This window comes from Kitasatospora sp. NPDC093102 (assembly GCF_040683915.1).
Taxonomy (GTDB): domain Bacteria; phylum Actinomycetota; class Actinomycetes; order Streptomycetales; family Streptomycetaceae; genus Kitasatospora.
In genome coordinates this window covers 100,821-114,205 of record NZ_JBFBFA010000002.1, presented here as the reverse complement: position 1 = coordinate 114,205, position 13,385 = coordinate 100,821, and the positions used below count along the sequence as shown (strand labels likewise).

At 72.2% G+C, this 13,385-nt stretch carries 9 protein-coding genes; 3 read left to right on the top strand and 6 right to left on the bottom strand.

The features are described from left to right. The first annotated feature begins 141 nt into the window (after positions 1-141). On the top strand, positions 142-1,026 hold the full coding sequence (locus AB0O11_RS03835; RefSeq protein ID WP_363381427.1) for a metallophosphoesterase: 885 nt from the start codon (positions 142-144) through the stop codon (positions 1,024-1,026). Positions 1,027-1,109: 83 nt separating this feature from the next. On the opposite strand, the gene AB0O11_RS03830 is transcribed toward AB0O11_RS03835, so the two are convergent. From AB0O11_RS03830 to AB0O11_RS03805, 6 genes are all read right to left on the bottom strand, one after another. Continuing rightward, a complete protein-coding gene (locus AB0O11_RS03830) occupies positions 1,110-3,719 on the bottom strand; it encodes an FtsX-like permease family protein (RefSeq protein WP_363381425.1) in 2,610 nt (869 codons plus the stop codon). Further along, the gene (locus tag AB0O11_RS03825; RefSeq protein ID WP_363381423.1) at positions 3,716-4,471 is read right to left on the bottom strand and encodes an ABC transporter ATP-binding protein; all 756 of its coding nucleotides are present in this window, start codon (positions 4,469-4,471) and stop codon (positions 3,716-3,718) included. The genes AB0O11_RS03830 and AB0O11_RS03825 overlap by 4 nt, the downstream gene beginning before the upstream one ends. Then, entirely contained in the window at positions 4,468-4,755 is a 288-nt protein-coding gene (locus AB0O11_RS03820) for an SHOCT domain-containing protein (RefSeq protein WP_363381422.1), read from the bottom strand. The genes AB0O11_RS03825 and AB0O11_RS03820 overlap by 4 nt, the downstream gene beginning before the upstream one ends. A 137-nt stretch (positions 4,756-4,892) precedes the next feature. Beyond that, positions 4,893-5,570, bottom strand: coding sequence for a response regulator transcription factor (locus AB0O11_RS03815; RefSeq protein WP_363381420.1), 678 nt, complete (start codon positions 5,568-5,570; stop codon positions 4,893-4,895). After that, the gene (locus AB0O11_RS03810) at positions 5,567-6,811 is read right to left on the bottom strand and encodes a sensor histidine kinase (protein WP_363381418.1); all 1,245 of its coding nucleotides are present in this window, start codon (positions 6,809-6,811) and stop codon (positions 5,567-5,569) included. The genes AB0O11_RS03815 and AB0O11_RS03810 overlap by 4 nt, the downstream gene beginning before the upstream one ends. 95 nt (positions 6,812-6,906) lie before the next feature. After that, a complete protein-coding gene (locus AB0O11_RS03805; protein WP_363381987.1) occupies positions 6,907-9,447 on the bottom strand; it encodes an ATP-dependent Clp protease ATP-binding subunit in 2,541 nt (846 codons plus the stop codon). Between the two features lie 792 nt (positions 9,448-10,239). Between AB0O11_RS03805 and AB0O11_RS03800 the strand changes: the two genes are divergently transcribed. Continuing rightward, positions 10,240-11,706 carry a pyridoxal-dependent decarboxylase gene (locus AB0O11_RS03800; protein WP_363381416.1) on the top strand — a complete coding sequence of 489 codons (1,467 nt, stop codon included), beginning with the start codon at positions 10,240-10,242 and terminating at the stop codon, positions 11,704-11,706. Between the two features lie 75 nt (positions 11,707-11,781). Continuing rightward, on the top strand, positions 11,782-13,341 hold the full coding sequence (locus AB0O11_RS03795; protein ID WP_363381414.1) for a hypothetical protein: 1,560 nt from the start codon (positions 11,782-11,784) through the stop codon (positions 13,339-13,341). Positions 13,342-13,385 lie beyond the last annotated feature (44 nt).

Below are 13,385 nucleotides of genomic sequence, written 5' to 3'. Positions count from 1 at the left end.
CACCGTTCCGCCCTCGGTTCGCCGGGCTGACCTCGGTTCTCGGAACGGCGGTTCGAACGGCTGATCCCGTCAACCCGCCCCGCTCCCCCGGCCCGCCACGTAGGGTGGGCCCCATCGGCCGGGCGACCTCAGGGGGCAGGAGTGACTACGGAGAACCGCAGCGACGCACAGCCGGCACGGCCCACGCCGTCAGGCGGACGGCTGCTCGCCGTGAGCGACCTTCACATCTCCTACCAGGAGAACCGCGACCTGGTGGAGAAGCTCCAGCCCTCCCACCCCGGCGACTGGCTGCTCGTCGCCGGTGACGTCGCCGAGCTCACCACCAGCATCGAGTGGGCCCTCGGCCTGCTCGCCGAGCGCTTCGCCCGCGTGGTCTGGGTGCCCGGCAACCACGAGCTGTGGACCCACCCCGAGGACCCGGTCCAGCTGCGCGGAGTGGCCCGCTACGAGCATCTGGTGGAACGCTGCCGCCGGCTCGGCGTCGTGACCCCCGAGGACCCGTACCCGCTCTGGGAGGGCCCCGGCGGACCGGTCCGCATCGCCCCGCTCTTCCTCCTCTACGACTACACCTTCCGTGCGCCGGGCACGACCACCAAGGAAGCCTCCCTGGCGGCCGCCTACGAGAGCGGCATCGTCTGCGCCGACGAGCGGATGCTCTACCCGGACCCGTTCCCGGACCGCGACTCCTGGTGCCGCGAGCGCGTCCGGCTGACCGAGAAGCGGCTGGCGGCCTGCGACCCGGACGTCCCGCTCGTCCTGGTCAACCACTACCCGCTGGTCCGCCAGCCCACCGAGATCCTCTGGTACCCCGAGTTCGCCCAGTGGTGCGGAACCGAGCTGACCGCCGACTGGCACACCCGGTTCAACACCGCGGCAATGATCTACGGCCACCTCCACATCCCCCGCCGCACCACCTACGACGGCGTTCCGTTCACCGAGGTCTCGCTCGGCTACCCGCGCGAGTGGCGCAAGCGCGGACTGCCGGACCCGCTGGTGCGGGAGGTCTTCCCGCAGTCCATGGGCTGACCCTCCGGTTCACCGGCTCCTCCTGCTCCGCGCTCCTGCCCCGCTCCGCCACCTCCTCTTCCGCCACCTCCTTCCATCGCCTCCTACTCCGCCGCGATCGCCCGCAGGACGTCCAGCCGCGCCGCCCGCCCCGCCGGGCGGAGTCCGGCCACCGCGCCCGCCAGCAGCCCGGCCGCCAGGACCACGGCCAGCTGCACGGGCGGTATCGCGAACGATCCCGTCCCCGCGCTGTCCGAGGCCCGCACCAGGGCCCAGCCGAGGAAGGCTCCGAGGCCCAGCCCGCCGACCGTCCCGAAGGCCGCCACCAGCACCGACTCCCAGCGCACCATGCCCCGCAGCTGACCACTGGTCTGGCCGACCGCCCGCAGCAGCCCCAGCTCCCTGGTCCGCTCGTGCACCGCCAGCGTCAGGGTGTTCGCGATGCCCAGCAGCGCGATCAGCACCGCCAGCGCCAGCAGCGCGTAGACCACCGAGAGCATCATGTCGACGCCGGAGGCCGCGCTCTTCGCGTACTCGGCGCGGTCCTGCACCTGCGGACTGCCGTACGGGACCAGTGCCCGTTCCACCGCCGCCTTGCCCGCGGCAGCCGAGACGCCGTCACGCAGCCCGATCGCGACCATGGTGTCCGCGTCCTGCCCCCGGTGCGGAGCCCAGGCCTGCCGGGTCATCAGGTAGTCGCCGGCCAGACTGCCGCCCTCGTACAGGGCGCGGATGGTGAACGGGGCGCTCGCACCATCGGTGAAGCCCACGGTGACGGACTGGCCGAGCCGCCAGCCGTGCTGCTGCGCCTCGCTGCGGGAGACCGCCAGCCCGTCCGTGCCGAGCGCGGCCAGTGAGCCCTCGACCCGGCCGAGGTCGACGATCCCGGGCAGCCGGGCCGGGTCGGTCACGTCCAGCGTCCGGCCGTGCCCGTCGATCCGGGCCACGCCCCGGCCGAGCCCGACGGTCTGCCGCACTTCGGGCAGGGCGGCCAGGGCGTCCGCCGCCTTGGGACTGATCCCGCTGCCACCGGCCCCGAACGAGGCGGTGGTGACGGCGAGATCGCCCGCGAAGGACTTGCTCACCGTGTCGTCCAGGGTGGCCTTGACCGAGGCGCCGAACACGGTGAACAGCGTGACCACCGCGACTCCGATCATCAGCGCGCTCGCGGTGGCCGCCGTCCGGCGCGGGTTGCGGGCCGCGTTGCGCCGGGCGAGCACCCCGGAGACCCCGCGCAGCCTGGGCAGCGGCGCGCCCAGCATCCGCACCGCGCAGGCCGCGGCGACCGGGCCGAGCACCACCGTGCCGGCCAGCACCGCCAGTGCCCCGAGCGCCGTCAGCAGCACGGACGGGCCGTCGGTCGCACCGAGGAAGGCGACCGGCACTCCCCCGGTCAGCAGCAGGCTGCCGAGCACCACCCGGGCGGTGCCCGAGCGCCCCTGCGCCGCCCGGTCGACGCCCGTGTCCCGCAGGGCCGCGAGCGGAGCCGTCCGCCCGGCCCGGACGGCCGGCAGCAGCGCGGAGCCCACCGCGACCAGCGTGCCGACCAGCAGCGGCAGCAGGACGGCGGCCGCGCTGATCACCATGCCACCGGTCGGCAGGGCGAAGCCGAGCACCGAGAACAGCGCCTTGAGCCCGGCCGCCACCCCGATCCCGCCCAGCAGCCCGCCGAGCGAGGCCAGCAGGCCGACCAGCGTCGCCTCCGCCAGCGTCGCCCCGAGCACCTGACCGCGCACCGCGCCGAGTGCCCGCAGCAGCGCGTGCTCCCTGCTCCGCTGGGCGACCACGATGGCGAAGGTGTTGTGGATGGTGAACGTCGCCACCAGCAACGCGATCCCGGCGAAGACCAGCAGCAGCGTGGTGAACATGGTCAGGAACCGCCCGGACAGCACCTGGGTGGACTCCTGGGTGGCCGCCGCACCGGTGATCGCCTGGACGCCGACGGGCAGTTGCGGGGTGATCCGGTCGACCAGCTCCCGCTGGGAGACCCCGCCCGACGCGCGGACCTGGATCGAGCCGGCCTGCCCCGCGCCCTCGGGCGTGAGGTACCGCTCGGCGTCCGCGAAGGTCATCGCGGTGAAGGTGCTCGGCCCCATGCCGTCCGCGTCCGCCCCGAAGGTGGCGATGCCGACGACGGTGACCGGTACCGGATCGGGGGTGCGCAGCACGGTGGTCGAGCCGAGGTGCAGCCCGCCCGCCTTGGCCGCGCCGCGGTTCACCACGACCTCGCCCGGGGCGGCCGGCGCCCGGCCCTCGGCCAGCCGGTAGGGGTTGAGCCGGCCATCGGTCAGCCAGTTGCCCGCCAGGGTGGGCGGGCCCTGGCCGCCGATCGGTTTGCCGTTGCTTCCGATGAGCTGGCCCGCGCCCTGGACCGACGGCTCGGCGGCCGCCACCCCGGGTACGGCTCGCAGCCGGTCGGCGAGCGCCGCCGCCACCGGCGCCCGTACCCCGCCGACCGTGCCCGGCGAGTCCAGCACGTCGGCGCTGCGGACCACGACGTCGGTACCGGCGTTGGCGTCGGCGAAGAGGGTGTCGAAGTTGGCCCGCAGGGTGTCGCCGAGCACCATCGTGCCGGTCAGGAAGCTCACCCCGAGCAGGATGGACAGGAGGGTGCCGGCCAGCCGCCTCCGGTGGGCGCGCAGCGAGCGCAGGCTGAGCCGGAGGGGAACGGTGTTCGTGCGGCCGCGTCGATCCGCTCGGATCCGCTCGCTCATGACCGCCCCCGTTCGAAGGCCTTCATCCGGTCCAGCACCAGGGCGGAGGTGGGCTGCCGCATCCGGTCCACCAGCCGTCCGTCGGCGAGGAAGAGCGCCTCGTCGGCCCAGCCGGCGGCCGTCGGGTCGTGGGTGACCATGACCACGGCCTGGCCCGTCTCGTCCACCGCCCGGCGCAGCAGGCCGAGTACCTCGCCGCCGCTGCGGGAGTCGAGGTTGCCGGTCGGCTCGTCGGCGAAGACCACCTGGGGCCGCCCGGCCAGTGCCCGGGCCACCGCGACCCGCTGCTGCTGGCCGCCGGAGAGCTCGCTCGGACGGTGCTGCAACCGGTCGCCCAGGCCGACCACGTCGGCCAGTGTCTCCAGCCAGGCCTGGTCGGGGGCGGCCCCGGCCAGGTCGAGCGGGAGGGTGATGTTCTCCAGGACGGTGAGCGTGGGCACCAGGTTGAAGGCCTGGAACACGAAACCGATCCGCTCCCGGCGCAGCAGGGTGAGCCGCCGGTCGTCGAGTGCGCCGAGCTCGGTGTCGCCGATCCAGGCGCTGCCGGCGGTGAGCGTGTCCAGCCCGGCCGCGCAGTGCATCAGGGTGGACTTGCCCGAGCCGGACGGGCCCATGATCGCGGTGAACCGCCCGGCCGGGAACTCCACCGTCACGTGGTCCAGCGCCCGGACCTCGGTGCCGCCGGTGCCGTAGATCTTCACGGCATCGGCGACCCGGGCGGCGGCGCCGCTCACGACGTCCGGGGTGGTCACCTGGCGCCACCTCCCCTGGCGTCGCCCCGCGGCGGCTCGCTGAGCACGGCCCGCTTGGCGCGGTACTCCTCGGCGTCGATGTCGCCCTCGGCGTAGCGGCGGCCCAGGACGGCCAACGGATGCTCCGCCACGGCTCCGGCCCCGCCCCCGAACGCGCAGCCGTGCTGCCGCCGGACCGTGCGGCGCAGCACCGCGATCACCAGGATCACCACGGCGATCCAGACCAGCGGGATCAGCAGGATCCACGGGCCGGGGCCGTGCCAGTCGGCCAGCTGCGTGTACATGGTGGTTCAACTCCTCGGTGGTGGGCCTCCAGGACCTCGGGGGGTTCCCGAGGTGCCCAGAGCGTCCCGCCGAGGGGGCTCATCACGCGTCCTACCAGCAGCGACAGTTGGGATAATCCCGGAGGAGTAGGGGTCGCTCAGCCCAGCCAGCCCGGCCGTACCAGCCCCGACTCATAGGCCAGCACCACCAGTTGCGCCCGGTCGCGCGCGCCGAGCTTCACCATCGCCCGGCTGACGTGCGTCTTCGCCGTCAGCGGGCTGACCACCAGCCGCCGGGCGATCTCCTCGTTGGACAGCCCCATCCCGACCAGCGCCAGTACCTCGCGCTCCCGCTCGGTCAGCATCGAGATGTCCGAGAGACCCTCCGGAACGGCCTCGGGAGCCTTCGACCGGGCGGCGAACTCGCCGATCAGCCGCCTGGTCACCCCCGGCGAGAGCAGCGCGTCCCCCGCGACCGCGACCCGGATCGCCCGCAGCAGGTCGGCCGGCTCGGTGTCCTTGACCAGGAAGCCCGCCGCCCCCGAGCGCAGCGCCTCGAAGACGTACTCGTCGAGCTCGAAAGTGGTCAGCACGACCACCCGGACGGAGGACAGCGCCGGGTCCTCGGCGATCCTCCTGGTCGCCTCCAGCCCGTCCATCCGCGGCATCCGGATGTCCATCAGCACGACGTCCGGCACGATCTCGCGGGTGAGCCGCACCGCCGCCTCGCCGTCACCCGCCTCGCCGACCACCGTGAGGTCGTCCTGGAGGTCCAGCAGGGCCCGGAAGCCCGCCCTGACCAGCAGTTGGTCATCCGCCAGCAGTACCCGAATCAATCGCTCTCCGCCTTCGGTGTCGGCAGCTCCGCCCGGACCCGGAAGCCGCCGTCCGGCAGCGGCCCCGCGGTGATGGTGCCACCGAACGCCGCCGCGCGTTCCCGCATCCCGACCAGCCCGCTGCCCGAGCCGCCCGCGTCACCGAGGACCGCGGGCCCCGGGTCCTCCACCCGGACCACCAGCACGGCCGGGTCGCTCCAGTCCAGCACCACGACCGCCTGCCGGGCCGCCGAGTGACGCACCACGTTGGTGAGCGCCTCCTGGACGATCCGGAAGGCGGCGAGGTCGACGGTGGCGGGCAGCTCGCGCCGCTCGCCGCGCTCCTGCACCTCCGCCTCCAGGCCCACCCGGTCCGCCTGCTCGGTGAGTTCGTCCAGCCGGTCCAGCCCGGGGGCCGGCCCGCGCGGCGCCGCCCCGGGCCCGCGCAGCGTCGCGAGCACCTGACGGACCTCGCCGAGCGCCTCCTTGCTGGTCGACTTGATGGTGACCAGTGCGCCGCGGGCCTCCTCCGGCCGCCGGTCGAGCAGCGCGAGCGCGACCCCGGCCTGGATGTTGATCAGCGACAGGCTGTGCGCCAGGATGTCGTGCAACTCCCGGGCCATCCTGAGCCGTTCCTCGTTGGCCCGGCGCTCCTCCAGCTGCTGCCGGTAGGCCCGGTGGGCGGCGATCCGCTCGCGCCGGAACCGGACCAGCTCGCCCCCCGCCATCACCAGCAGCAGCCAGGCCGACAGCCCGAGCTCCTGCGGCCAGATGCTGCCGGACGGCGGGGCCGCGCGCTGCCAGCTCTCCGGCAGGACAAAGGTGACCAGGAGGTGGACCAGGTAGACCCCGCCCACGCCGGCCCAGGCCGCCCGGCGGTACCCGGAGCCGATCGCCACGCAGCAGGCGATCAGCCAGCTCACGAAGGCCGGCCCGTACGGGTACCCGCCGGCCAGGTACCCGGCGGTGACCACCGAGGTGCCGGCCACCACCGCGACCGGCCGGCGGTCGCGCAGCACCAGCAGGGCCGGTCCGAGCAGCAGCAGCAGGTAGCCGAAGGCGTCCAGCGGGACCCTCTCGTGCTGGTCGTGCGCGGCGAAGGTCGAGCCGACCACCTGGAGCACCGCGACCGCCGCCGCCACCCCGAGCGGGTAGCCCGCCTTGGCCGCGCGCACCCACGGCGGGCGCCACGGCTCGGGCGGCTCCTCCGGCGGCTGCTCCGCCGAGCACGGCTCGGTCGGCGGGGACGTGGGCGGCATCATGCCCACAAGCTAGACCCGCGCCCCGTCCCCGCGCGTCCTCCACCGGTGGCGTTCGGGCGTACTCCCGCTGGAGTACGCCCGGACGCGGTTCGCCCTCAGCCCTCCTCGGCGGCCGCGGACGCCCGGGCCTTCGCCTGCGCCTCGTCGAAGGTCGCCGACGCCTCCGGCCGTGCCAGCGTGACCACCAGCTCCCCTTCGCTCACGTCCGCGATCAGCGTGTCCCCCTCCCGCGCCGAACCGTCCAGCAGCAGGTTGGAGATCCGGTTGTCCAGCTCCGACTGGATCGTCCGGCGCAGCGGCCGGGCCCCGAACTCCGGCTGGTAGCCCCGGTTGACCAGGTACTCCTTGGCCGCCCCGGTGACGTCCAGCTCGACGTCCTGGGCCCGCAGCCGGCGCCGGGTCCGCTCCAGCAGCAGGTCGACCACCGACAGCAGGTCCTTCCTGGTGAGCGCGTGGAAGACGATCACCTCGTCGATCCGGTTGAGGAACTCCGGCCGGAACTGCCGCCGCAGGTCCCGCATCAGGTCGTCCTTGATCTCATCGACGTTCCCCGCATGGTCCAGGATCCGCTGCGAGCCGATGTTGCTGGTCATGATCACCACGGTGTTGCGGAAGTCGACCGTACGCCCCTGGGCGTCGGTCAGCCGCCCGTCGTCCAACACCTGGAGCAGCAGGTTGAAGACGTCCGGATGGGCCTTCTCCACCTCGTCGAAGAGCAGCACGCTGTACGGCTTGCGGCGCACCGCCTCGGTCAGCTGCCCGGCCTCCTCGTAGCCGACGTACCCGGGCGGGGAGCCGACCAGCCGGGAGACGGTGTGCTTCTCCTGGAACTCGCTCATGTCGAAGCGGATCATCCGGTCCGGGTCGCCGAACAGCAGCGCCGCCAGCGCCTTCGCCAGCTCGGTCTTGCCGACGCCGGTCGGCCCGAGGAAGAGGAAGGAGCCGGTCGGCCGCTCCGGGTCGCCCATCCCGGCCCGGCCGCGGCGCACCGCCTGGGCGACGGCGGTGACCGCCTCGTCCTGGCCGACCACCTTCTCGTGCAGGTGCTCCTCCAGCTTGAGCAGCCGCTCCTTCTCGGTCGCGCTCAGCTCCGCGACCGGGATGCCGGTCCGGGAGGAGAGCACCTGCGCGATGTCGTCGGCCGTCACGTCGACGACCTCCTCGCGGGACTCGGCGATCGCCGCCAGCTCGTCCTCGGTCTGCCGCAGCTCGGTCTTCAGGTTGGCGGCCCGGACGAACTCCTCGTCCGAGACGGCCTCGTCCAGCTCCCGCTTCAGCTTGGTGATCCGGTCCTGCACCCCGGTCGCCTCGGTGGACCCGCTCAGGCTGCGCAGCCTGACCCGGGCACCGGCCTGGTCCAGCAGGTCGATCGCCTTGTCGGGCAGGAAGCGGTCGCTGACGTACCGGTCGGAGAGCGTCGCCGCCGCGTCCAGCGCCTCGTCGGTGAACCGCACCTGGTGGTGCGCCTCGTACGCGTCGCGCAGCCCCTGGAGGATCTCGACCGTCTCGTCGACGCTCGGCTCGGGCACCAGCACCGGCTGGAAGCGGCGCTCCAGCGCGGCGTCCTTCTCCACGTGCTTGCGGTACTCGTCCAGCGTGGTCGCGCCGACCACGCTCAACTCGCCGCGCGCGAGCGCCGGTTTGAGGATGTTGCCGGCGTCCATCGAGCCCTCGCCGCCGCTGCCCGCGCCGACCACGGTGTGCAGCTCGTCCAGGAACAGGATCACGCTCTTCTCGGCCGCGGTGACCTCGTCGATCACGTTCTTCAGCCGCTCCTCGAACTCGCCCCGGTACTTGGAGCCGGCCACCAGCGCGGTCAGGTCGAGGGTGACCACCCGCTTCTCCTTGAGGCTCTGCGGCACGTCCCCGGAGACGATCCGCTGGGCCAGGCCCTCGACGATCGCGGTCTTGCCGACGCCCGGCTCGCCGATCAGCACCGGGTTGTTCTTGGTCCGCCGGGAGAGGATCTCGACGGTCTGCTCGATCTCCTCGGCCCGCCCCACCACCGGATCCAGCCGGCCCGAGCGCGCCTCCTCGGTGAGGTCGCGCCCGTACTCGTCCAGCGTCGGCGTCTCGCTCGGGCGGGCGCCCGTACTGCCGCGCTCGCCGCCGGTGCCGCGCTCCTCCAGCACCGACTTCAGCGCCTCCTGCGAGGGCGCCGCGTTGCGCAGCGCCACGCCGGCGCCCGAACGCTCCTGGTCGAGCAGCGCGCCGAGGATGTGCTCCGGGCCGATGTACGAGGCACCGACCGCCTGCGAGCGGGCGTGCGCGGCGAGCAGGGCGCGCTTGGCCGAGGGGGTGAGCGCCGGCCGGCCGTCCACCGCGTCGCGGCTGCCGGACGGCAGGGCGTGCTCCAGGTCGCCGGAGAGCCGGTCCGGATCGACGCCGGCCCGTTCCAGCATCCGGCGCGAGGGGCCCACCCGGGTGGCCGCCCAGGCCAGGTGCGCGGTGTCGAGGTCCCTGGAGCCGTCCTCGGCCGCCCGCTGCGCGGCCAGCGCGAGGAGTTCCTGCGAGGACTCGCTGAGCAGCCGCCCGATCGGTACTCGCTGCACGGCGGGCGGGGAGGCCATCGGGCTCATCCCGAAGAACCGGCTGAGCAGGTCGGAGAACGGGTCGTTCGATCCGAACGGGGGCATGGTCACGGCGATTCACCTCTCCCAAGCGGTTTGCAGCCACACAAACACAGGCCGTGGCGCCTCGCCCGTCGAACCGGCCTGGCCGTCACGCGGCGTGCCCGGGCCTCGCCGCCGTCCGGCCGCACGGCGTCCGTGTCCGCCCGGTGACCTGCTCCGGCAGCACATCGCCGCCGTACGTCACCGCCGTCGCCGGCAACCCGCCCACGACGTCGCGCGTGGGCGGCCGCCGAAGACCCGGGTCACGCCGTCCACATCACACGGCACCGCGTCGAACACCACGCCGGCCATCCCGCCTCCCTACCGCGCAAGATCGCCGGACACCGAGGCCGGGTGCGGTGCGAGGGCCGGGCCGCAGGCCTGCCTGCTACCAGCCAGAAAGGCCGAAATCGGCCCGCCGGGCGAACCGCCGGGCCAAAACAGCACATTCCCGGCTGGCGTTTGAATAGTCGCCGCCCTGTTCGATTTTGGCGTTCGAAATGTGATGGGCCACTTCACCGGCCTGGCCAGCGACATTGCCGGCGGTCGCGCGCCGGAGTCAAGCCACGACGATGCGCAATCGAACGCCTACGAAAAACGAAGATTCACTCGTTGGAGTGACTCGGCTGGACATGAACACCGCCGGAAAGGGAAAGTCTCGATGTCCTCAACAAGGGCCATTGGGGGGCTCCTATGGTGGAATCTCGCTCGAATCAGAAGATGATCGAGCAAAAAGGCGGAGTGGGACCGTTGCTCGGCGCTCGGAAGCCGAGTCCCTCCGAATCTCTCAGGGTCGGAAAACCGCGCGCCGGCGAAATGCTGGCCGACACGTTCGACCCCGAGCTTTTCCGGGAGAATTCCGAGACGGTACTGAGCCGGCTGGAAAGCCATCTGGCCGATTCCTCGATCAGAGGGCTCGAACTGATCGATCCCGAAACGCTGACCCAGGCCGCCAGGGCCCTGATGACCTCCGAGCGCGAGAAGATCGCGGCCTTCGACGAGAAGCGGCTGGACGGGATCACCGACCTGTACGTCAGGACGGGGATCCAGGTCCACTCACCCGGTTACATGGGGCGGCAGTTCTCGGGCGTGGTGCCGCTGGGCGGGGTCGTCGACTTCGTCAGCTCGGTGGTCAACCAGCCGTCCTCGTTCTACGAGGCGGGCCAGCTGCCCAGCGTGGCGGAGCGCATCATGGCCGAGGAGCTGAATCGATTCATCGGCTGGGAACCCGACTCCTTCGCCATGGTGACCACCTCGGGCGGGTCACTGGCCAACCTGACCGCACTGCTGGCGGCCAGGAACAAGATGTTCCCCGACTTCTGGTCGGGCGGCAGCCCGGCGGCGGACGGTCTGCCCCGCCCCGCCATCGCGGTCGGCGCGGACGTGCACTACAGCGTCTCGCGGGCGGCCGGGATCCTGGGGATCGGCGAGTCGCAGATCGTGCGCCTGCCGATCAACCGGGAGCAGCAGATCTGCCTGGAGCAGGTGCGGCCGGCCCTGGAGGCCGCCGAGCAGCGGGGACTGAAGGTGTTCGCCCTGGTCGCCTCGGCCGGCACCACCTCGGTCGGCGCCTTCGACCCGCTCGACGGGCTCGCCGACATCACCCGGGCCGCGGGCATCTGGCTGCACGTCGACGGCGCACACGGCGCCAGCCTGCTGGTCTCCGACCGGCTCCGGCACAAGCTGCGGGGAATCGAGAAGGCCGACTCCCTGGCGTGGGACGCACACAAGATGATGTTCGTTCCGGCGCCCTGCACGCTGCTGTTCTACCGGAACAAGGAGGACAGCCTCGGGGCCTTCCAGCAGCGCGCCAGCTACGTCTTCGACGAGGAGCCGGACCGCTACACCGAGCTCGACAGCGGTGCCAGGAACTTCGAGTGCACCAAGCGGCCCATGATCATGCCGCTGTGGACCCTCTGGTCCGTCTACGGCCGGGCCCTGTTCGCCGAGAAGATCGAGTACCTCTGTGAGCTGACCGAGGAGATCCACCGGCTCCTTCTGGACGAACCGGAATTCGAAACGGTGCACCGGCCGGAAGCCAACATCCTGTGCTTCCGCTACCGTCCCGCCGAACTCCCGGACGAACACGTGCACCGCCTCCAGGTGGCGATCAGGAACCGGATCAAAATCCAGGGGAATTTCTTCATCTCCAAGGTGAACATCGACGGGGTCGCCGCGCTGCGCGTGGTCATGATGAACCACCAGATCACCGTCGAGCACTTCCGGATGCTGCTGGGTGAGATCAGGCGGGTCGGCGCCGACGTCCTGGCCGGCGTCGGCTGAAAACCGCCGAAGAGCCGAGACCGAACGAACCGCAGCACATGAACAAGTGAACAACACGAGGACGAGGAATTGACGATGAGTGCAGTGAGCACCGCGCCCACCCGGCCGGCGGCACCCGGCGGCGCCGGTGAACTGGCGAGCTGGCTGATCCCCGAGTGGGAACTGAAGCCGGACTCGGTCGAGGCGGTGGAGAAGCTCCCCTCGTTCGCGAGCAAGCTCCGCGAGTGCGAGCGGGTCTGCCAGGCGCCGTACAGCGAGGTCTCGCACGAGATCCAGGACGCCCTGGTGCTGCGCCGCCTCCAGCAGATGGTCAACACGGTGCGGCTCAACCCGCTCTGGCGCAGCCGCCTCTCGGGCGCCGGCATCAGCGGCGCCCCGCAGACGTACGAGGAGTGGCAGCGGATCCCGCTGTCGGACAAGGAGACCCAGCGCGAGTTCTTCATGGATTCGCGTCCGGGCATGGTGGTGCCGCTGGCGCGCGGCGGCTTCGAGATCGTGGCCAGCGGCGGCACCAGCGGCGGGAAGCCGCTGGAGTCGGTGTACTCGCTGCGGGAGCTGCGGGACACCTACGAGGTGGCCGGCCGCTTCATGGGCGCCTACCAGCTCGGCGGGTACCTGCCCGGCAGCGACCCCAAGTGGCTGTACACCACGCTGGCGGACTACCAGATGTGGAGCAGCGGCACCATGGTGGGCGGGGTGCTGGCCCAGGTGCCGGGGGTCAACTACATCGGCGCGGGGCCGGTCACCGCCCCGGTGCTGGAGCACATGTTCTCGTACCCCGGCCCGAAGGCGCTGATGGGGATCACCGCGGGCATCGCGATCCTCAGCGAGCTCGGCGCGGGCATGAGCCAGGAGGCCAAGGAGAGCTTCCGGGTGGCGCTGTACGGGAGCGGGGTGCTGCCGCAGCGCAAGCGGGCGGAGCTCAAGGCGATGTACCCGAACCTGACGATCCTCAGCTACTTCGCCGCCACCCAGGCCGAGACCATCGGGCTGCAGCTGACGGAGGAGTCCCCCTACCTGGCGGCCGTGCCCGGGCTGCACCTGGTGGAGATCGTCGACGAGCAGGGCCGCTGGGTCGCCGAGGGAGAGGAGGGCGAGCTGGTCGTCACCCGGCTGCACGGGCACGAGGCACCGCTGCTGCGGCTGAAGCTGGGCGACCGGATGATCCGCCGCCCGAGGCTGGACGGGCCGGGGCTGAAGACCGGCCGGTTCGAGTTCGCCGGCCGCACCGGGGACATCCTGCACCTGAACGACAGCCAGTACTCGGCCCCGCGCGCGTACGAGGCGCTGCGGGAGGACCTGCTCAAGGCCACGGCGACGGACCTGGACGTGGTGGCCCACGAGATCCAGTTCGTGAACCACCGCGAGGGCAAGACCATCACGCTGCTGGCGTCCGTCGACGACGTCCCCGGTCTGACGTACCGGATGGACGCCGCGCTCGGCCCGTACGGCGTCCAGCACGTCTTCGTCAACGCGCTGCCCCGCTCGCTCTCGCTGTTCAACCAGGGCGAGGCGAACCCCGCCTCGATCGAGAAGACCGGTTACCGGTTCCTGATCAAGTTCGTGCCCAGGGCGTCCGCGGAGATCGAGCGGACGTCGGTCGGCAAGGTACCGCTGGTGCGCGACCGGGGCTGACAGAACCGGCGGGACGGTACAACTGCCGCTCCGGAACGTTGGTT